General features: G+C 63.0%; 21 protein-coding genes and 1 pseudogene. 2 read left to right on the top strand and 20 right to left on the bottom strand.

Annotated elements, in window-relative coordinates:
- Positions 1 to 102: 102 nt before the first annotated feature.
- The 10 genes and pseudogenes from EI983_RS19530 to EI983_RS19070 all read right to left on the bottom strand — a co-directional run.
- Positions 103 to 201 (bottom strand): annotated as a pseudogene (locus EI983_RS19530) (chemotaxis protein MotB); the annotation flags it as partial.
- A gap of 91 nt (positions 202 to 292) precedes the next feature.
- Positions 293 to 538, bottom strand: coding sequence for a MoaD/ThiS family protein (locus tag EI983_RS19110; RefSeq protein WP_157708923.1), 246 nt, complete (start codon positions 536 to 538; stop codon positions 293 to 295).
- 5 nt (positions 539 to 543) lie between these two features.
- A complete protein-coding gene (locus tag EI983_RS19105; RefSeq protein ID WP_157708922.1) occupies positions 544 to 2784 on the bottom strand; it encodes a xanthine dehydrogenase family protein molybdopterin-binding subunit in 2241 nt (746 codons plus the stop codon).
- Position 2785: 1 nt separating this feature from the next.
- The gene (locus EI983_RS19100) at positions 2786 to 3262 is read right to left on the bottom strand and encodes a (2Fe-2S)-binding protein (protein ID WP_157708921.1); all 477 of its coding nucleotides are present in this window, start codon (positions 3260 to 3262) and stop codon (positions 2786 to 2788) included.
- The gene (locus EI983_RS19095) at positions 3259 to 4122 is read right to left on the bottom strand and encodes an FAD binding domain-containing protein (protein ID WP_157708920.1); all 864 of its coding nucleotides are present in this window, start codon (positions 4120 to 4122) and stop codon (positions 3259 to 3261) included. The genes EI983_RS19100 and EI983_RS19095 overlap by 4 nt, the downstream gene beginning before the upstream one ends.
- A 140-nt stretch (positions 4123 to 4262) precedes the next feature.
- Positions 4263 to 4913, bottom strand: coding sequence for a LutC/YkgG family protein (locus EI983_RS19090; protein WP_157708919.1), 651 nt, complete (start codon positions 4911 to 4913; stop codon positions 4263 to 4265).
- The gene (locus tag EI983_RS19085; protein WP_157708918.1) at positions 4910 to 6319 is read right to left on the bottom strand and encodes a lactate utilization protein B; all 1410 of its coding nucleotides are present in this window, start codon (positions 6317 to 6319) and stop codon (positions 4910 to 4912) included. The genes EI983_RS19090 and EI983_RS19085 overlap by 4 nt, the downstream gene beginning before the upstream one ends.
- Positions 6316 to 7098 (bottom strand): (Fe-S)-binding protein, encoded by a 783-nt coding sequence (locus EI983_RS19080; RefSeq protein ID WP_157708917.1) that lies wholly within the window; start codon positions 7096 to 7098, stop codon positions 6316 to 6318. The genes EI983_RS19085 and EI983_RS19080 overlap by 4 nt, the downstream gene beginning before the upstream one ends.
- Positions 7099 to 7120: 22 nt before the next feature.
- Positions 7121 to 8815, bottom strand: coding sequence for a D-lactate dehydrogenase (gene dld, locus EI983_RS19075; protein ID WP_157708916.1), 1695 nt, complete (start codon positions 8813 to 8815; stop codon positions 7121 to 7123).
- A gap of 42 nt (positions 8816 to 8857) precedes the next feature.
- The gene (locus EI983_RS19070; protein WP_198389348.1) at positions 8858 to 10810 is read right to left on the bottom strand and encodes a sensor histidine kinase; all 1953 of its coding nucleotides are present in this window, start codon (positions 10808 to 10810) and stop codon (positions 8858 to 8860) included.
- A gap of 176 nt (positions 10811 to 10986) precedes the next feature.
- Here EI983_RS19070 and EI983_RS19065 point away from each other — a divergent pair, with 176 nt between their 5' ends.
- Positions 10987 to 11424 (top strand): hypothetical protein, encoded by a 438-nt coding sequence (locus tag EI983_RS19065; protein ID WP_157708914.1) that lies wholly within the window; start codon positions 10987 to 10989, stop codon positions 11422 to 11424.
- 80 nt (positions 11425 to 11504) lie between these two features.
- On the opposite strand, the gene EI983_RS19060 is transcribed toward EI983_RS19065, so the two are convergent.
- Both EI983_RS19060 and EI983_RS19055 read right to left on the bottom strand, forming a co-directional pair.
- The gene (locus EI983_RS19060) at positions 11505 to 11912 is read right to left on the bottom strand and encodes a hypothetical protein (RefSeq protein ID WP_157708913.1); all 408 of its coding nucleotides are present in this window, start codon (positions 11910 to 11912) and stop codon (positions 11505 to 11507) included.
- 120 nt (positions 11913 to 12032) lie between these two features.
- Complete coding sequence (locus EI983_RS19055) at positions 12033 to 12320, bottom strand: EF-hand domain-containing protein (protein ID WP_157708912.1); 288 nt, start codon at positions 12318 to 12320, stop codon at positions 12033 to 12035.
- A 140-nt stretch (positions 12321 to 12460) separates the two neighbouring features.
- Here EI983_RS19055 and EI983_RS19050 point away from each other — a divergent pair, with 140 nt between their 5' ends.
- Positions 12461 to 13108, top strand: a complete 648-nt coding sequence (locus EI983_RS19050; protein WP_157708911.1) for a response regulator — start codon at positions 12461 to 12463, stop codon at positions 13106 to 13108.
- Positions 13109 to 13204: 96 nt separating this feature from the next.
- On the opposite strand, the gene EI983_RS19045 is transcribed toward EI983_RS19050, so the two are convergent.
- From EI983_RS19045 to EI983_RS19010, 8 genes are all read right to left on the bottom strand, one after another.
- Positions 13205 to 13909, bottom strand: a complete 705-nt coding sequence (locus EI983_RS19045) for a hypothetical protein (protein ID WP_157708910.1) — start codon at positions 13907 to 13909, stop codon at positions 13205 to 13207.
- Between the two features lie 71 nt (positions 13910 to 13980).
- Entirely contained in the window at positions 13981 to 14346 is a 366-nt protein-coding gene (locus EI983_RS19040; protein WP_157708909.1) for a hypothetical protein, read from the bottom strand.
- 8 nt (positions 14347 to 14354) lie between these two features.
- A complete protein-coding gene (locus EI983_RS19035; RefSeq protein ID WP_157708908.1) occupies positions 14355 to 16652 on the bottom strand; it encodes a xanthine dehydrogenase family protein molybdopterin-binding subunit in 2298 nt (765 codons plus the stop codon).
- Between the two features lie 3 nt (positions 16653 to 16655).
- Positions 16656 to 17117 carry a (2Fe-2S)-binding protein gene (locus EI983_RS19030; RefSeq protein WP_157708907.1) on the bottom strand — a complete coding sequence of 154 codons (462 nt, stop codon included), beginning with the start codon at positions 17115 to 17117 and terminating at the stop codon, positions 16656 to 16658.
- 137 nt (positions 17118 to 17254) lie between these two features.
- Positions 17255 to 18169: a lysophospholipid acyltransferase family protein gene (locus EI983_RS19025; RefSeq protein WP_425500910.1), complete on the bottom strand. Its 915-nt coding sequence runs from the start codon at positions 18167 to 18169 to the stop codon at positions 17255 to 17257.
- Between the two features lie 32 nt (positions 18170 to 18201).
- Positions 18202 to 18618 (bottom strand): universal stress protein, encoded by a 417-nt coding sequence (locus EI983_RS19020; RefSeq protein ID WP_157708906.1) that lies wholly within the window; start codon positions 18616 to 18618, stop codon positions 18202 to 18204.
- 88 nt (positions 18619 to 18706) lie between these two features.
- Positions 18707 to 19885, bottom strand: coding sequence for a UxaA family hydrolase (locus EI983_RS19015; protein WP_157708905.1), 1179 nt, complete (start codon positions 19883 to 19885; stop codon positions 18707 to 18709).
- 12 nt (positions 19886 to 19897) lie between these two features.
- Entirely contained in the window at positions 19898 to 20203 is a 306-nt protein-coding gene (locus EI983_RS19010; protein ID WP_157708904.1) for a UxaA family hydrolase, read from the bottom strand.
- Positions 20204 to 20212: the final 9 nt, after the last annotated feature.

Raw genomic sequence — 20212 nt, 5'->3', positions numbered from 1 at the left:
CATCTATCGCCGCGGCGCAAAGTTCAGAACGACAGCTTAGTCCGTCTCTCAATCGGGGGCGGGACGTTTCACAGGCGCAAAAGCGCCTAAGCTAAAGGAATATGCTATAGCGACCTTCCAAGCACCGCCATGGTGCCCGTCGCCGCCGGTGACTTTCTTCTTTTTGATGATGATAGGCGCGACATTGCCTTGCGCGCTCATCTCCACCACCTTTTTACTCACCCGGGTTAAGGCTTAGCAGAGAGATGTTGCGCGCGGCTTAACGATTAAACTTGTCTGAACAAACCGGGCGTCAGCCGCCCACCATGTAAGGCATGAGCACGACCTCGTTGTCTTCGCTGATCTTGGTGAACCATGCCTCGCGATAAATCACGCCATCAAGCGCGAGGGAGACCCCGCGCTTGATCTGAGGTTTGAGGGCCGGATACTTCTCTTCGAGCTGGTCCAGCAACTGTTTGAAGTTGCTGGCCTCTACCTCGACATATTCCTGCCCGTCAGCCAGGTCGCGGAGAGACCCCCACAGTTTGACCCGGACCATGCGGATCAGCCCCCCGAGAGCGCCTTGAGCACGCGCGGCGGCGACATCGGCAACTCGGTCATGCGCACCCCGGCGGCGCGGGACACGGCGTTGGAAATCGCGGCCAGCGGCGGCACGATCGAGGTTTCGCCCACACCGCGCACACCGTAGGGGTGGCCCGGGTTGGGGATCTCGAGAATTACGGGCTCGATGGCGGGCAGGTCCGAGGCGACCGGCACGCGGTAATCCAGGAAGCCCGGGTTCTGCAGCCGCCCGTCCTCGCCATAGATATACTCTTCATTCAGCGCCCAGCCGATACCCTGCACGGCGCCGCCCTGCATCTGGCCTTCGACATAGTCGGGATGCACCGCCTTACCCGCATCCTGGAATACGGTGTAGCGCAGGACCTTGGTCGATCCGGTCTCCTTGTCGACCTCGACATCCACAAGATGCACGCCAAAGCTGACACCGGCACCGTCGGCATTCACCTCGTGGTGGCCGGCAATCGGCCCGCCGGTCTGATCCATCACGGCGGCGATATCGGCCAGGCTCATCGGCGGGTGCTCTCCGGCGTTGGGGCCAGAGGGGCGCGCGGCGCCGTCTTCCCAGACCACCGCCTCTTCGTCGATGCCCCAGATCTGCGCGGCCCGCTTGCACATCTCGCGCTTGGCGGCGCGGGCGGCTTCGATCGTGGCCAGACCCACGGCAAAGGTCACGCGGCTGCCATCGGTCACGTCGTTATAGCCAAGCGAGTTGGTGTCAGTGATGACGGTCCGTACCTTCTCGTATGGAATGCCCAGCTCTTCGGCGGCCATCATCGAAATCGACGCGCGCGAACCACCGATATCGGGATTGCCCTCAACCACGCCGACGGTGCCGTCATGGTTCACATTGAGCGACACACAGGTGTTGCCCCCGAAGTTGAACCAGAACCCGCAGGAGAGGCCGCGCGCCTGATTTTCACCCAGCGGGGCCGCATAGTGCGGATGCGCCTGGGCGGCCTCCAGCGTGGCGACTAGGCCGATATCGTTGAAGGTCGGCCCGTAAGAGGCCAGCGTGCCTTTGCGTGCGGCGTTCTTCAGGCGCACGTCGAGCGGGTCAAGACCCAGCTCCTGGCACAGCTCATCGACCACGCTTTCCACCGCGTAGATCGCCATCGGCGCACCGGGCGCGCGATAGGCCGCTTCTTTCGGGCGGTTGGTCAGCACGTTCCAGCCATAGGAGCGCACCGCCTCCAGATCATAGGCGGCAAAGGCCGACTGCGCGCCGAACTCTACGGTGCCGCATGGAAACGCGCCGCCCTGATAGCGCAGCTTGGCGGTGGCCGCTGTAATCCGGCCATCCTTCGTCATCCCGATCTTCACATCCGACGAGGAAGATACGGTTGGCCCGGTTGCGCGGAACACCTCTTCGCGGCTCATCACGATCTTGACCGGGCGGCCCGATTTCTTCGACAGGGCCAGCGCCACAGGCTCGATGAAGCAGGTGGTCTTGCCGCCAAAGCCGCCGCCGATCTCGGATGCGGTGACGCGCAGTTGCGTCGCTTCGATCCCGCAGACTTCCGAGCAGATCGTGCGCACGAAATACTGCCCCTGGGTGCAGCACCACAGATCGCCGCGCCCGTCCGAGCCCATCGTGGCCAGACAGGCATGCGGTTCAATATAGCCCTGATGCGTCGCGGCGGTCTTGAAGCTGCGCTCGATGATCTTGTCGGCCTTGGCAAAGCCTGCGTCGAGATCGCCATGACCGAACTCGAAATAGCTGGTCACATTCTCCGACAGGCCCTCGGGCACGCTTTCGTCGGAGCGCCCCGCCTGCACCACCGGCGCGTCAGGCTTCATTGCCTCGTCCACGTCGGTGACATGGGGAAGCTTTTCATATTCGATCTTGATTGCCCGCGCGGCGGCTTTGGCGGCCGAGCGGCTGGTCGCGGCCACGGCGGCGACGGCATGGCCATCATACAGCACCTTGTCCCGCGCCAGGCAGTTATCCCGGATATCGCGGAAGAAATCATCTTCCGGGTCCGCGAGGTCCGCACTGGTCACGATCGCCTTCACGCCTGGAAGCTTTTCAGCCTCGGATGTGTCGATGCTGACGATCCGGGCATGGGCGTGCGGGCTGCGCAGGATGCGGCCAACCAGCATCCCGGGCGCGTTGAAATCCGCGCCATAAAGCGCGCGGCCGGTGACCTTGTCGATGCCGTCGGGGCGTTTCACCCGCGTGCCGACGACCTTGAATTCCGTTTTCACATTCTCGTCGAAAGCCATCTCACGCGCTCCTCATTTCGGCGGCAGCGTCCTGCACCGCCCTGATGATCTTGTCATATCCCGTGCAGCGGCAGAGATTGCCGGCCAGCCAGTAGCGGATTTCGCTCTCGGACGGATCCGGGTTTTTCTCCAGCAGCGCCTTGGCGGCCACCAGGATACCGGGCGTACAGACACCGCATTGAAGGGCCGCCTTCTCGATAAACACCCGTTGCAGCGGATGCAGCTGATCGCCATCGGCCATGCCTTCGATCGTGGCCACCTCGGCACCCTCGGCCTCGGCCGCCAGCACCAGGCACGAGCAGACCAGCCGCCCGTTGAGCGTGACCGAACAAGCGCCGCAATCGCCGGTGCCGCAACCTTCCTTGGCCCCGGTCAGCCCGAGGCGGTTGCGCAGGGCGTCGAGCAGCGTCTCATCCGGCTCGCAGACAAACTCGGCAGCGTCGCCATTGATCGTTGTGGTTACATGCAGGTTCTTCATTTCGCACCTCCGGCGCGGTCATAGGCAATATGGGCGGCGCGCTTGGCCAGCACACCGGCGGTTGTGGTGCGGTACTCCACCGTGCCGCGCTTGTCGTCGATCGGTGAGCAGGCGGCTTCGACCGCGCTGACCATCGCGGCAATCGCGGCGTCGTCCAGCTTGGAGCCCACAAGAGCCGCCCCTGCATCAGGGACAAGCCGGACGGTTGGGGCAACAGCGCCCACGGCCACGCGGGCCGCGGAAACGGTGCCATCCTCAGCCAGTTCAAGGTTCACGCCAGCCGAGGCCACGGCAATGTCCATTTCGGTGCGCGGGATGAAACGCAGATAGGCGTCCGATGCGTTTGCGGGTCGCGCGGGCAGGAAGATCGAGGTGATGAATTCACCCTTGCCGAGGTTTGTCTTGCCCGGACCTGCGGGGATCTCTTTCACCGGCACGTCGCGTTCGCCATCAGGGCCATGCACGCGCGCCACGGCGCCTGCGGCCACCATACCCGGCACGCTGTCTGCCGCGGGCGACCCGTTGCAGAGATTGCCCACCATGGTACAGCGCCCCTGGATCTGGGTCGATCCGATCAGTTCGGCCCCTTCGACCACGCCGGGCCAGGCTGCGCACAGCGCGGCATGTTCGCCCATCTGCGCGCCGGAAACACCGGCACCGATGCGGAAGCCGCCATTCTCTTCGACAATATCGCGCAGACCGTCGAGATGCTTGATATCCACGATCAGGTCCGGCTCGACCAGTTCTGACCGCAATTGCACGAGCACATCAGTGCCCCCCGCCAGAATACGGGAAGTGCCCGCTTCTGCGGCCAGCAGTGTCGCCGCGGCCTCAAGGCTTTCGGGTTTCACATATTTCATCTGATCCGTTCGCTCCCCATCGAATCTCACTATTGAATGCGCATTCAGTCGCGCGCTGGGGGAATACTGGCCATGTTTGGCCCGAGGGTCAATCCAAGGAACGACTCCCGGCAGGTCCCTGCGCGACATAGGAGGATTGATCAGCCGACAAGTATGAGATGCATGAAGCGCGGGCCATGCGCGCCGCGCACATTCTTGGCCTCGATATCGGCCGTGCCGCTGGTGCCGGTGACAATGCTCAGGTTGCGCGGCTGGGTCGCCTGATCGGCGCCAAACTCGGCAAAAACATCCTCCAGATGGCGGCGGATCTTGCCGGTTTCGACCACGACTAGGTGATGCAGCGGCAGGAAATTCATCAGCACCGGCGCATCGGCGGCGGAGCGGAATACGACCGAGCCGGTTTCAGCCACGGCGAGATCGGCGATGGACACCGCCACCGGTTCGTTGGCCTCGGGGCTGTGATGGATTTTGAAACCGTCCCAGCCAAGCCCGGCAAGCACGGCGCGCGGCTGCATCGCCACGCGGCGCGGCAGGGATTTGGCCTCCAGATAGGCCGTCACGGCACCCGGCACGTCAGACAAGCTTTGCACCTGCGCGACCGTGGCGGTGACCCGCTCCGACGTGGCCTTTTCGATGAACCGGTCCAGATTGCTCTGCCCGGTGAAACCCGGACGGCGCGCATCGATGCCCTCAAGTAACGCCTGCGCCTCGGCGGCAATTCCGGCGGCATCGCCCTCTGGCCCGTTGGCCGCGCGAATGGCGGCGAAAATGGCCGCGCGTGCATCGCTCATTTGCCCTGCCTCCGTTTATATTGCTGCATGAAGGTGCCAAGCTCGGGCTGCGGCAGGTCGCGGTGTCTGGTCCAGTTCCCCGCCATCGGAAAGCGCCGGATGCGGCCCTTGTTCATCGACCACACCCGCATGACAAAAACCGCCAACCCTGTGACCCGGTGATAGAGCTTTGGCCGCCGCGCCAGCCAGCCCCAGCCGCGCAGCGCCCATTTCGTCACTGGCGGGGTCAGACCCGCGTCATGCTGGCGGGCGCGCAGGCTGCGCAGCATATCGGTCAGCGGAATGTTGACCGGGCACACCTCCTTGCAGCGGCCATTCAGCGTGCAGGCATTGGGCAGGTGCTTGGTGCTTTTCAAATCGCGCATCGCGGGCGTCAGGACCGAGCCCATCGGACCGGGATAGACCGCACCATAGGCATGCCCGCCGACCGAAGCATAGACCGGGCAATGGTTCATGCAGGCGCCGCAACGGATACAGCGCAACATGGGCCGCAGGAAACTGCCCAGCATCTCGGTACGGTGATTGTCGACCAGAACGATATGCATCTGTTCCGGCCCGTCCGCGTCATCCTTGCGTTTGGGGCCATTATAAAAGGTGGTGTACTGGGTGATCTCCGCGCCGATCGCCGCGCGAGACAGAAGCCGTAGGAAGACGGTGGCATGGGCGAGACTCGGCACGAGTTTCTCGATCCCTGCCGTCACGATATGGGTCTTGGGCGGGGTCACGGTCAGCTCGGCATTGCCTTCGTTGGTGACGGTCACGATGGAGCCGTTTTCGGCAATCAGGAAATTCGCGCCGGAAATGCCCACATCCGCCCCGAGAAACTTCTGCCGAAGCTCGCGCCGGGCGCTTTCGACAAGGCTGGTCACATCGTCGTCTTCGGATGGTTCGGCATGTTTCTCACGAAAGAGTTCGGCCACCTGCTCGTGCGTCTTGTGCATCGCGGGCATGACGATGTGGCTGGGCGGATCGCCGGCCAGCTGGATGATATGCTCGGCCAGGTCCGTCTCCACCCGTTCGATCCCGGCTTCGGACAGCGCGTCGGGCAGGCCGATTTCTTCGCCCAGCATGGATTTGACCCGCGTGGCGGATGTCGCACCCGCCTCGCGGCAGATGCGGATGACGATCTCGCTTGCTTCCTTCGGGGTGCGGGCCCAATGCACTTGCGCCCCGGCGGCAATGGCATTGGCCTCAAACTGCGCCAGATAATGCGCCATGTGCTCAAGCGTGTGGGTCTTGATCTTCTCCGCGGCGGCCCGCGCCTCGGCATATTCCGGGAACTCGTCAATCACCTGCGCCCGGCGGCGTTGCAACAGGCCCGTGGTGCGGTTCAGCGCGATCTTGAGCGTGGGATCGGCCAGTGCCTGTTTCGCCGTTTCCTTGAACAGATGCGATTGCTGCCTCATCGCATTTTCTCCGGTTTGCAGATCGCGGGCACGTCGGCCATCCCCGCAAGCACCTCGATCGTGTGATAGACCTTCACCTCTGCGCCGCGCCGGTTCAGCTTGCCCGCCATGTTCATGAGACAGCCCATATCCCCGCCAAGCAGCATATCGGCCCCGGTCGCCTCAACCTTCTCGGACTTGTCGGTGACAATGGCGTTGGACAGATCCGAGTATTTCACGCAAAACGTCCCGCCAAAGCCGCAACATTCGTTATGCCCCTCCAGCGGCGTCAGGCTCAGCCCTTCCACAGCGGCCAGCATCTTGCGCGGCTGGTCATGCACACCGAGGTCACGCAGGCCCGAGCAACTGTCATGATAGGTGGCCACCCCGTCATAGCGCACCCCCTCAGGCAGATAGCCCATCACGTCGGTGAGAAAGCTCAGGATCTCCCAGGTCTTGTCCGAAACCGCACGTTGCCGCGCCTCCCACTCGGCATCGCCGACAAACAGCTCGCCATAATGGCTGCGGATCATGCTGGCGCAGGAGCCAGAGGGAACAACAATATAGTCATAGGGTTCAAACGCCGCGATCACCTGTTTCGCCAGTGCCTTGGTGGCGGCATCGTCCCCACTGTTGAAGGCAGGTTGCCCACAGCAGGTTTGCGCGGCGGGCACCTCCACATCACAGCCCGCCGCCTCAAGTACCTTGAGGCTGGCAAAACCGATATTGGGGCGCATGGCATCCACGATGCAGGTGACGAAAAATCCAACCATGGGCCGTGCAGGGCGTGCGTCGGTCATGTGGCCTCCTTCGGGCGGGGTCTCAGGCGGTTTCATCCAGATAATGCTTGCAGCGAGACATCTTGCCAATCCCGGGGTTCATCGAATTGGTCGGGTCCACGGATTTGTAAAAGGCCGCAAGGTCGGGTTTGGCCGCATAGAGATGGCCCACATTGTGTTCTGCCGGGTATTCCGCGCCCCGCTGATCAAGCAGCTTCAGCATCGCCGCCTTCAGCGCCTTGGGGTCCTCGCCCTTCCTGACGATGTAATCCTGATGCAGCACGTGGCACATGAAATGCCCGTAATAGAGCCTGGCGACGAGCTGATCGCCGATCTCTGGCGGCAGTTCCTCGAACCAGTCACGGTCATTCCGGCGCAGCGCGATATCGAGCGCGATGATATCCTCCACCTCTTTCGAATGCACCGCCATGTAACGCACGGCAGCCCCTGCAGCAGCAAAGCGCAGCAGGCCCGCCATCTTGCCCTCACGCGGGGTGCATTCAAAGAAATCCAGCGCGCCCGCCGCCTGCATATCGCCCAGCAGCGCCTGCGCTTCGGTGATCCCGCCATCGCGCATCTTGAGGATCAGATGATGCTCATACTTTCCCCGATAGTCGCGCAGCCGCTTGGGTAGAATATTGGGCCAGAGGCGCGAGAAAAGCTGCATGAACCGATCGGTGAAATTGCCCATGCCGGGGATCATGGCGAGCCGCGCATCGACAGCCCCCTTGAGGGCAAAGAAGGTGGGCAACAGGTCCGTGCCCAGCTTATCGATCATGATCATCGTGTCCTTGCCATAGACATCCGACAGATCGAACACATCCGAGTGCATGTATTCTGCACTCACCGGCAAGGTCTCGCACTCGGACAGGATGCGCCGACGCAGGTCGGTCAGCGCCGACGTATCATCGGTGCCGATATAGAAGGTCATCTCGCGCTGATTGACCGGATAGGTATCGAGCCGGACCGCAAAGACCGCAAGCTTGCCCGCGCAACCGGCTGCCTCGTAAAGCCGCGTCTTGTCGGCGTTGAACCGCGCGGGCGTATCGGCGTCGATATTGCGCACACGGCGGGCATAGTCGGTATCCGACGCCTTGCGGTTGCCGTTCTCGATGGCCTGAGGCGGATACGTGCCGTTTTGCAGGTTGGTGAGTATCTCTTCCGGCGTCTCGCCCAGCTTCACGCCAAGATGGTTGACCAGTTCAAGCTGTCCATCCTCGGTGATCTGCGCGTAAAGCGACAACTCGGTATAGGACGGCCCCCGCTCGACCAGCGCGCCGCCGGAATTGTTGCACACGCCACCCACCACGGACGCGCCGATACAGGACGACCCGATGACGGAATGCGGCTGGCGGCCCAGCGGGGCCAACAGCTTTTCGAGCTTGAACAAGGTCGAGCCGGGGAAGGAAATCACCTGATGGCCGTCATTGATCAGCTGGATGTCATCCATCCGGCGGGTGTTGATCAGCACCACGTCGCGCCCGTAGCGGCCCTTCGGGGTGGAGCCTTCGGTCAGCCCGGTATTGGCCGCCTGCATGATCACGATCTTGTCGGCCTCGACACAGGCCTGCAGCGCCTGCCATTGCTCCAGCAGCGTGCCGGGTTGCACCACCGCCAGTGCCTCGCCCTCGCCCGAGCGGAAGCCCTTGCGAAACCGCCTTGTGGAGCGCTCTCCGGTCAGGACATGACGACGGCCGCAGATGGCCTTGAGGCGGGAAATCAGGGCAGCGTTATCCATGCCGCATTATGCCACTGTTCGCCGCCCGGAGTCACAGCGCCATCACGCCGCAGGCGGGGCCGCAAGGCAAAAGACCGTGCCGCGCCCGGGAAGCGAGTGAACACGCAAATGCAGACCGTGTTCCTGAGCCAACCCGAAGCATACCGCGAGGCCCAGACCATGACCCTCTGACTGCGCGCCTTTCTGGCCCTCCTGCCGGAACGTCTCGATCTGCTCAGCCGTCATACCGGGCCCGGTGTCGCAGACCCAGAGCTCGGGGCCGGTCGCCCGCCGCCGCACCCCGATCAGCACACGGCCCTGACGGGTGTATTTCACCGCGTTCGATACGAGGTTGCTGACGATCCGCATCAGAACAATGGGCGGCACTGTCACCGTCGCGCTGCTCTCGACCATATCGAGCCTGAGCCCGCGCGACACCGCTTCATCATGAAACATCTGGTGCACCGTTTGCAGGATGAGGGAGAGCGCATAGGGCTCATCCTCGCCACCGCTGTGAGACGGGGGCGGTGCATCGGGGGCGGTTTCCGACAGGTAATCGCCGGTCAGCTCCTCCATATAGTCAAATGCCTCGCCCAGTCTCTTGCGCAGTTCCGGATCAACCTGGTCGCCCAGCCCGTCCAGCGTCATCCGCAGAGAGGCAAGCGGCTGCCGGAAATCATGGCTGGCGGTGGCAAGCTGCCGCTGCCTGAGTTGCGCCAGATCGCGGGCGCGGGAATAGTTCTGTTCGGCCTCCAGAAGCTCCTGACTGCGCTTGGCTTCTTGCTCCAGCGCCGCGACTTTTTCGGCCACGGCCTGGGCATGCTGGCGGCGGATCATGATGAATTGGGCGGCGAAGCTGGTGATCGTGGCGATTAGAAGCGTGGCATAGACCAGCTTGATCGCCAGTGCCGGTTGCACGGCATTGCCACCCCAACCCGTCACCGTCAGCACCAGCACGGCCAGAATGGCCAGCACCGTCGCCACCGCCAGCCAGAGCGATATCGCGTGCGTGGCCCCCTGCCGCTGCCGCCAGGCACCGCCGCTTGCCAGTGCCAGCACGACCATCAAACCCAGCAGCACATAGGCCGCCATCGCCGCATAGGTGCCGGGCGAGGCAAGTGATGCCAGAAACCCAAGCGCCGACAGCAGCGCCAGCGCCCGCACACTGCGCGCCATGCGCACAGCCCCGTTTTGTCCAAAGCCGTGCCCCGCCAGAAGGAAGCCCGAGCCGGACAGGGCAAATAGGATGAAGAACCCCACCGCCGATTGCAGATCGGGCCGGTTCGGGTACAGAAACCGGAACAGCAGCCCGTCTGTCACCGCCACCAGCCCGAGCCCGAAAAAATAAAGCAGCGCGTAGAACAGGCTGGTCCAGTCGCGCAGTGCCAGGAAGAAGCCGACGAAAAACACCAGGCAGGCCACGCTGAACGCATAGAACGCCGCCAGCGCGATACCGGAGCTGAAGGTCGAACCTTCCAGCTCGCTGGGTGTTTCAAGTGCCATCTGCAAGGACTGGAACGGACCGAACTTGATATGCGCCAGAAGGATCACGCGCTCCTGCGGGGCAATCTCGAAGATCGGCGTGCGCAGGCGGGTGGCGGCATGCTGCGCCGGGTCGAACGCCGAGAAGATGGAGTAGGTCAAGAGGTTCTCGGTCAACCCGTCCTCGCGGATAAGATAGAGGTCCACCTCGCTCACCACGGGGATGTCCAGCGTGATGGCGAACGGATCGGGGGCGCGGCCATCGGCGATGCTGGCATTGATCAGCTCTGTCGCGGCCCAGGCTTCGGGGGCGTAATTGCTATCGAGCATGTGAATGTCGAGATCAGGGCCGAATTGCCCGGTTCGAAACCGGTTCAGCATGGTGGCCAGATCGGCGCCCGGATCGCTGGCATAGCGCAGATGCGCCGCAAGATCGGGAACGCCCTGCCCGGGCCGCAGCTCTACCGCAGCCGCGTGCCACGGGGCCAGCAGGAGCGCCAGAAACAGGCAGAGGCGCAGAAGTCGACGGGTCATTGCAAAGCTCTGGCCTTTCAGGCGGTGGGCCTCCATGGCCGCAGAATGCAGGCAAGCGCGCGCCCTTGGCAACTCTTTCGGTTCGCGCGCCGTGGCAATTGGGGGATCGACCTCATACCGCGTTGCATCGGCGCCCCTCATTTTGGGCAGGACACCCCTTTGACCGGAGCCTGCCCATGACCCTGCGCCGAACCAGCTCTTTGCGCGCGCTGCTTGTCGCGGCGGTCCTCAGCCTGGCCGGTATCGGCCCGGCCACGCCGCTGGAGCTGCAAAGCGGGCAGCATGACAGGCTGATCGTCAGGGTTCTTGATGGGGATGCCTGGCTTCCCACGGCCGAGCCCGACGATGCCGCAAGGCTGGTGCATGTCTGTGTACGTGACAAGGCCGGTTCGGGTCAGCGCAAGGCGTTTGACAGCCAGCGGGACAGGCGGGCGCGGTTCATCGTGCCCTTTGGCGGGCGGCGCTGCGCGCGGTTCGAACCCACCCGGCAGGTGTTCTACTTCTCGAAGAACAGCGGCGCGGGGCTGCGCGTGGTGCTCTCCTACCGGGTCAACCTGAAGACGCTGAAGGGCTCGATCCTGCTCTTCGACTGGGTTCAGGACCGGCCCCGCTAAGTCATTTCCCTTTCAAAACGCACGAAAAAGGCCGCGCCCGGGAGGGAAGCGCGGCCTTGGATGAATCGGGTGGAGCGAAATCAGTTGTCCAGATAGACGACATAGGTCTTGTTCTTGGAGCAGGTCGAAGAGGCGGACCAGTCCTTGGCCTTGATCCGATACTCGCCATCGCTGTCGAGCTTTTTGTACTTGATCCGGATCTGCGTGCGGGCCTCGTTCACGTTCTCAAGATTGCGGGTGATGAAACGCACCTCATTGGCGGGCATGTAGAAATCGTCCACGGGTTCCGACCGCCACAGGTCCGAGCCGTAATCGTGATAATCCAGGTCATAGATCTTCACCTGTTCGCCGGTGCGGTTCACGATCTTGGTCTTGACCTTCTTGCAGACGTCAAAGCCAAAGGCCTGGGCGGGTTCGGCACCTCCGACAAGGCCCGTCAGGGCGAGGGTAAGAGCCGTTGCGGCGGCGGTCATAACGCGGGTGTTCATGAGTTTTTCTCCTATCGGGTTGGGTTGTCATCGAGCGTTTCGATAGGAAGACTTTGCGGCATGTCCTGCCGCAGCTACATGAGGTCGATCCCCCATATGAGGCTGAAAAAAATGCGTTTTTCAGCCACCTTCGCCTGCGCGATGGCTGTCATCGGCCTGACGCATTTCCATCGGGGTCAAGATGCCATTCCCATCCGCGTCTGCGATGTTGAACGCATAATCATAGGCCCCGAAAAAGCGGATTTGCCTGGCCGTCGATTGCCCGGCTTTGGCCATGGCCTGAACAAAGGTGCGGAATTCTGTACGGCTAAGCTGCTGATCCTTGTTGCCATCGGCCAGCACGAAGGCGTCAATCTCATCCCCCGTCGGGTTGAGCTGCTGAGCCTGCGCAGCCGCGGCCCAAAACATAGCTATGAAAAACATCCACCGCATGGCCCAGCCTAGGCGCGCGCACCGCGCCGACACAACCAAAATCCGCCGCACGAGGTTTCGGTTGCCAAGCGGTGCCTGCGTCTGATCAAACTGGCGCAGTCAGAAGGGGAGAGCGCGTGACACGCTACAGATGCATCATCGCCGACGATCATGCGATCGTGCGCAGCGGCCTGCGCAGCGCGCTGGAAGCGCCCGGGCTGATCGAGGAAGACGGGATCGAGGTCGTGGCCGAAGCGGCCAACGGGCTGGAGGCCATTGCGGCGCTGCGCCAGCACCGGCCCGATCTGATGTTGCTCGATGTGCAGATGCCCCTGGCGGGCGGCACCGAGGTGCTGGTTGAGGCGCGGCGCTGGTCACCCGATACGAAGATCGTCGTGCTCACCGGTATCTCGGCGGTGGGCAAGCTGAGCGAGCTGGTCGAGATCGGGGTGGATGGCATATTCTCCAAGGCCACCTCGAATGACGAGCTGTATGAGAAGCTGCCCAACATCCTGCGCGGGTGGCGGCATGTGGCCTCGCATATTGCCGGGCTATTGGAGGAAACACCGCGAATTTCGCCGCTGACCGACCGGGAGCGGCAGATCCTCAACCTGATCGTTGCGGGGCGCTCCAACAAGGAGATGGGCGAGATCCTCGGCATCAGTGTCAAAACCGTGGATCGCCACCGCACCAGCCTGATGCAGAAGCTCGATGTGCATTCGGTGGCCCAGCTTATCGCGCTGGCCCTGCGCGAAGGGTTGATCGACCCCTCGACCGAACTCTGACGAAAAAGGGCGGCCCACGCGGGGCCGCCAGGTGAGGCGCATCGTGATCGTCAGGGACAGGGGAAGGCTCACGATACGCCTTGGGGGGAGGAGGGATCAGTCCTGAATGATGGTCAGGGAAGAGGCTTTGCGCGCTTTCTTGCCATAGAGTTGGCCGTCTTCGCGCACGATGGCCGAGCGGCCGCCGAAGTTCTCATGCTCGAAAAGCCGGACACTGTAACCTTCGCGCAGGTCCACATAGGTGGCCAGGTCGTTGAAGTAACCGAACTGTTCAAGTTGGAAGGTCTGGTACTCGCCGAAGGGGAAACAGGCGCGATCCACTTTCTGACCATTGATCTTGGCGTCGATGAAGTCCTCTTCCGAGCGGTAGAGGCAGAGCGGGTAACCCTCCACATCACCGATTTCGTTCTTGATCACCCGGATTGAGCGCAGCGCGTGTTTGGGAATATCCACCGCCTTGTCCTTGCGCAGATGTACAGGCTCGCCCTTCCAGAAATCCTTGCGGTAAAGCTTGACCGAATACCCCGGCTTGATATCGACATAGCCCGCGCCATGCTTGGTGATGTTGCGATAGAGCGGATCGTCGAGGTCGTTATGCGCGCCGAGGCGGAAGCAGGCGCGGCGCTCCTTGTTCTTGTTCTCGTATGCGGCGACCGAAGCATAGAAGCAGACCGGAAAACCGTGAGCCGAGTCAGCCTGTGCCGTGCTGGCGGTGCTGAAGGTGGCGCCGGTGGCCGCGGCGATGCCGAGGCAAAGGGTCGAAAGCGTGGCGGTCAGTTTGGGGAAGCGTTGCGTAAACATTGTAAGTCTCCTTGGGTGTCATGTCTTGATGTCCCAAGGAGTAGCCCAGCCCGATCGCACAAGGGATGAGGTCAATCCCCCAATTGATCCGGGTCGGACGGTGCGGCGTGCCAGAGCACTGTAAACACCGCCCCCGCCGTCAGCCAGTGCGCCGAGAGCGTGGCGAGTTTCCACCATCCGGGCAAGGCGTTCACGCTCCAGAGCGTCGACAGCACGATGATCCCGCTGACCGCGCTGGCGAAAAAGGTCACGTATCCCGCCCAGCGCCAGCCACGGGCAAGGCAGGCGAGCAAGGCAAGATACACCACGGCAATGGGCATGAACCGCCAGGCCTCCGCCGCGCCAAAGGCCAGCAGCAGGGCCACAACATGCAATGCGATCGCGACCCAGAGAAGGGGAAGCACAGGGGCAAAGGGGCGTTGGCTGAGCGGTGTCATCGCATGGCTCACACGAAGTCGATGAACTTGTTGAACGGCATCTCGCGCAGGCGCTGACCCGTCGCGGCAAAGATCGCATTGGCCAGCGCCGGGGCGGCGGGTGGCACGGGCGGCTCGCCAATACCACGGATATGCTCTGCATTCTCCAGCCCGCGCACGAAAATCTCTGGCGTCTGCGACATGCGCATCCCCTCATGGCTGTCGAAATTGCTCTGCTCGGCCATGCCGTCCGAATAGGTGATTTCGCAATTCATCGCGTGGCCCAGCCCCCAGATCACGCCCCCGCGCATCTGCGCATCGAAATTCACCGGGTCAATGATGCGGCCTACATCGGCCGCGACATAAACCGTATCGATGCGGATCCCGTCCTCGGTCGCGGTCACATCCACCACCTCCGCCGCCGGCACGCCAAAGCTTTCGACGAGGGCCAGACCGCGCCCGCGTCCGGGGCCAAGCTTGCAGCCCCAGTCGCAGAGATCCGCCACCGCCTCCAGCACCTGGCGATGCACATCGTTAGTGACCAGCCGCAGCCGTTCCTCCATCGGGTCAGCCCCGGCGGCATGGCAAAGTTCATCCATGAAGCTTTCGCCGAAGAACCCCGCGCTTGACGCCCCCACCGACCGCCACGAGCTCACCGGAGCGAGGCCGGGCACCCGATAGGCGCGCACCCGCAGGTTCGGGATGGCCAGGGGCATGGTCCAGATCCCGGCGGGAATTTCCTGATCCGGGCCGACCGCCGGTAACCCGAGGCGCGCCGTCTGTGAACCGATGGCCGAAACGCTGGCAATATCGGCGGCATAGGTGTCGACACGGCCCCCCGCCACACGGCCACGCATCCGCGCCATGCTGATCTGGCGGGTAAAATCCTGGGCGAAATCTTCCTCTCGCCGATACGTCAGCTTCACCGGCACGCCAGGCAATTGCCGGGCGATTTCCGCCGCGTGAATGAGAAAATCGAACTCCAGCCGGTGCCCGAAACTGCCGCCGATAAACTGATTGTGGAAAATCACGGATTCGGGGTCGTCCAGCCCTGCTGCCCTGGCGATCTTTTGTTGTGCGAAACGAAGCATCTGGTGCCCGGCCCAGACCTCGGCCCCGGCGCTGTCCACCCGGATGATCGCATTCAGAGGCTCAAGCGGCTGATGGGCCACATATGGCGCGCGGTATTCCGCCTCGATCACGCTCCCCTGCGCAAGGGCGGCCTCTGTATCGCCCTCATCGCGCCAGGTCGCTTCGCGCCTGTCTTCGGTAAAGCTCTCTTCCACGGCAGCCCAATGCGCCTCCATCTCGGCCGGATATGGGGCGGGGGCCCAGTCAATGCTGATGGCATCGGCCGCCTGAAAGGCACGCCAGGTATTGTCGGCGATCACCGCCACTCCGACCGGACCGCGCCGCGCGAAAGGTTTGCCCGAGCGGTCCAGCTCCCAGATCGCTCCCTCGATCTGAACAATGGCCTGCACGCCGCGCATGTCTTTGGCGAGACTGGCGTCATAGCTCCGCATCTCGCCACCCTTGCGCGGGTTGAGGCGCAGGGCGGCGTGGACCATTCCGTCGATCTTGCGGTCGATCCCGAAGCGTTGGGTGCCGGTGGACTTGGCCACGATATCCAGCCTTTGCGCAGGTCGGCCAATCAGGCGCCATTCGGACGGGTCGCGCAGCGTGACCTGCTGCACAGGCTCGATCCCGGCCGCCGCAACCGCCAGCGCGGTATAGGACAGCGCTGTCCCATCGGGCAGGATCACGGCCCCGCGCGCGGTGGTAAGCTGGTCCACCGCGATACCGGTTTGCCCGGACGCCGCGCGTTTGAGCGTCTCGCGCGCCACGGCCCCGGCCACACGCAATTTGGTGTAACTGTCGGGAATGGTGGTTGAGCCGCCTGTCGCCATCACCCCCAACGCCTTGGTTCCGACACCCATCACAGTGCGCACGGTCCGTGCAGTCAGGCTTTGGTCGAACGGCATGAAGGGCGCCTGTCCGTCGGCAAGCGCGGTATTGTAATAGGCCGGGGCAGGATGACCGAAACTAACCTCAACCTGATCGGGCTCCACATCCAGCTCTTCGGCGATCAGCATGACCTGCGCCGATTGCGCGCCCTGGCCCTTGTCGGCATGCGGCGCGATGAGGGTGATGCGGTCGGCGGTGATCTTGATATAGGCGGTGAAGGCTGCTTCGCCCTCGCGCAAACCGGCGGTGAGCGGGTTGTCCTGCGGGCGTTTGGCAACATAGGTGCCGAATGCCACGCCCCCCAGCACAGCCGCCGAGCCGACGAGGAAAGACCGGCGGGTGATCGTCCGAAGGCGCCCCATCGCTCAGCCCTCCCGCAAACTCTCGGCGGCGGCCCTGATTGCCGCGCGGATACGCGGATAGGTGCCACAGCGGCAGAGGTTCCCGTTCATCGCTAGGTCAATCTCGTCGTCAGTGGGGGCTGGTGTTTCCGCAAGAAGTGCCGCGGCCTGCATGATCTGGCCGGACTGGCAATATCCGCATTGCGCCACCTGATGCGAGATCCAGGCCGCCTGCACCGCATGCAGAATGTCGGGCGTGCCCAGACCTTCGATGGTGACAATCTCACTGCCCTCGGCCATGCCCGCCTCGATCTGGCAGGAGCGTACCGCGATGCCATCCATATGAACCGTGCAGGCCCCGCAGGCCGCGATACCGCATCCGTATTTGGTTCCGGTCAGACCCAGCTCATCACGCAGCACCCAGAGGAGTGGCATCTCCTCTTCAACATCGACCTCGTGCATCTGCCCGTTGATCGAAAGTTTCATCGCATCGTCCCATTCACCCGAGCGCCGTCATGCCCATGCTGCCTTAGTTGAGAATGATCTCGGGATTATCAACCGGTTTCCTGGAAAACAGGCGATGCCGTTGCGTCGCATGTCTGCGCGCTGACGGGATTATCGGCTCAGCCCTGGCCGAGCGACAATGTCCGGGCGCGCAGCCACCGCATCAGCCCCATCGGATCGCCTGACCAGGCGGCGATCTCCTCGGGGGAAACAAGCTCTCCCACATGGGGACGCTGGGGTTTGCCAAGGGCGTGCTTGACCTCGTAGAGCAGCAACCCCTGCCGCAGGGTCTGCGAGGTGAGACTGGCAAGCTGATAGGCGCGGCTGTTCTGGCCCGGAAAGCGGATCGGCAGCACCGCGGCGCCGGACCGCTGGATCATCTTGGCGGTGAACGCGCTCCATTCGCGCTCGACCGCGGGGCCGGTCCAAGTGTCGACCGAGGCCACGACACCCGCAGGGAAAAGCGCGATCACGCCGCCCTGGGTCAGATGTGCCATGGCCTGGCGGCGCATCTCGATGCTTTTTTCCAGAGCGTCCGGGTCATGCGCGAAGGGAACAGGGATCATGAATTCATCGATTTCCCCGACACCGGTCAGCAGGGACCGCGTGAGGATCTTGTAGTCGGTGCGGACCCGTCCGATCAGTTCGGCCAGAACCATGCCATCCACCAGCCCATGCGGATGATTGGCGGTGATCACCAGCGGCCCGGTTTGCGGAATGCGGGCGATCTCTTCTGCCGGGGTCTGAAGCTCGATCCCCATGACCCCGAGTGCCTGCGCCCAGAACGCTTGCCCATGCGGCACCCCCATGGCCTCGAACCGCCTGATGCGCCGCAGGAGGCTCATCTTGGCGGTTGCCAGCTCGATCAGCTTGATCAGCCGCTGCTGCAGTGGGTTTGGAAAGGTGTTGGCATAAGACAGCCGACGGCCGTCATATGGCTGATCGCTCAGCGCCGAGCCGTCGCCCTGCCCGGGCAGACTGTCGTCCTTTGGCGCGGGCACGGGCGTAAGCGCCTGCCTTCGGGGTCTGGTGATCTGTGCCACCTATCCGGTCCTTGTCCGGCCGGTCAGCTTGCCGGGCGCTGGATCAGAACGGAACAGGTTGCCCTGCGCGCCACACGCGATGCCGTCGAGCCAAGGAAATAGTCCATCGCAGACGGATGATGCGCGCCCACGATGATCAGGTCCGCGCCGATCTCTCTCGCCACTTCGGTGATCCGCAGGCCCGGCTTGCCGGTGGTGACAAGGCATTTGATATCCTCGGCATCTCCGGCCAGAGCCTTCAGGTTGCTCATGATCTTGTTGGACAGGTGGTTCTCTGACTTCACCGTGACAAACTCGGCGGTAAAGCCGGGGATCTGCTCAAGAACGGTCAGCAAGGTGATCACGCCGCCGGGCTTCAGCATTTCGCGCGCGGTGGCGAGCTTTTGTTCCACCAGCGGTTCGTGATCGATGGCAACGGGAATGAGGATCGAGGTCGGCATGTTTGGCAACTCCTTATGAGATCAAGGCCAGTACCGGGAAACTTGCAGACTGCGGCCAGAGGTAATCCGGCCGCAGCCCATCGTGGTATTACGCGCTGCGATAGAGCTTGGTCATCGAGAACTCACGGTGACCAAGTGCCTCAGCGGCAGTGTGACGGCCATTGGCCGTGCGGCGGATCATCTCGATCAGGGCATCGCCCGCCTCGTCGATGGTCTGTTCGCGGCGCAGGATGCCGGACACGTCCACATCCACGTGCTCGCCCATGGTGCGCACGGTGCGCGGGTTCGCCGTGATCTTGATCACGGGGACGATCGGGTTGCCCACCACATTACCTTGCCCGGTGGGGAAGGTGTGGATCACAGCGCCGCCCGCGGCCATCAGCGTGACGCATTCCGCCGCCGCTGATGAGCTGTCCATGAAGTAAAGCCCCGCACCGGAGTTGGGCCGTTCGGCAGGCTCCAGAATGTCGATATACTGCGAGGTCCGGCCGATCTTTTCGAGATTGCCCAGCGCTTTTTCCTCGATGGTAGTCAGGCCACCTTCGATATTGCCCTTGGTGGGCTGGCTGTCCGACAGGTCATCGGTCTGGTGGGCAAAGATCACGTCATCCTGATAGGCCTTCCACATCTTGTACCAGCGCTCGCCCACCTCTTCGTTGATGGCGCGTTTCTGGCAGATATGCTCGGCCCCGGTGATCTCGGAGGTCTCGCCAAAGAAGCCGGTGATGCCTTCGGGCAAGAGCTTGTCATACATGTTGCCGACGGTCGGGCAGGAGCCGAGGCCGGTGGTCGTGTCGCTTTCGCCGCATTTGGTGGAGATCCACAGCTCGTTGATCGAGCATTCCTCGCGCTGCACCTCGGTGGCTTTGTGCACGAAATCCTTCGCGGCCCAGGAGGCGGCGCGGATGGTCTCGAAGTCGCCTTTCTGCTCGATGGAGAACTCGGCCACTTCCTTGCCGGTTTCACGGATGCCATCGGCGATACGCTTGGTCCAGCCCGGTTCGATCCCGATCACCACGACGGAATGCACGTTCGGGTTGGCCCCGGTGCCGATCATGGTGCGGAAATGCAACTCAAGGTCTTCGCCGAACTGCAGGCGGCCATAGGCATGCGGGATGGCCAGAGTGCCTTTGACGTTGTTTGCCACGGCTTCGCAGGCGGCGTTGGAAATGTCATCGACGGGCAGGATGAGCACATGGTTGCGCACACCCACACGGCCGTTTTCGCGCCGGTAACCCATGACGGTGATGTTGGAATACTTGCTCATGGTCGGCTCTCCTTACCAGCGCTTCGTTTTGCAATTGTGGGTGTGGACATGCCCACCCTTCGGAATGTCGGCGATGATCTTTCCGATATCCTCGCCGTATTTGATGGCCGTATCGCCGTCCTTCAGATCCGTCAGCGCGATCTTGTGGCCGATGGGCACATCCGCGCCGGCGGTCAGGCGGAAGGTCGAATTGTCATGGGTAATGCAGCACAGCATATCGGTGCCCGCGGTCAGGCCCTCGACCACGACCACACCGACATTGTCGGCCTCTTCATGCACGAGAAGGTGCGGGATTTCATTTGGGGATGGATTAGACATTGGCGTCTC

Origin of the sequence: Roseovarius faecimaris (genome assembly GCF_009762325.1) — a bacterium.
Taxonomy (GTDB): Bacteria; Pseudomonadota; Alphaproteobacteria; order Rhodobacterales; family Rhodobacteraceae; genus Roseovarius; species Roseovarius faecimaris.
The sequence above is the reverse complement of the archived record's forward strand: the minus strand, read 5'-3'. Positions and strand labels throughout refer to the sequence as shown.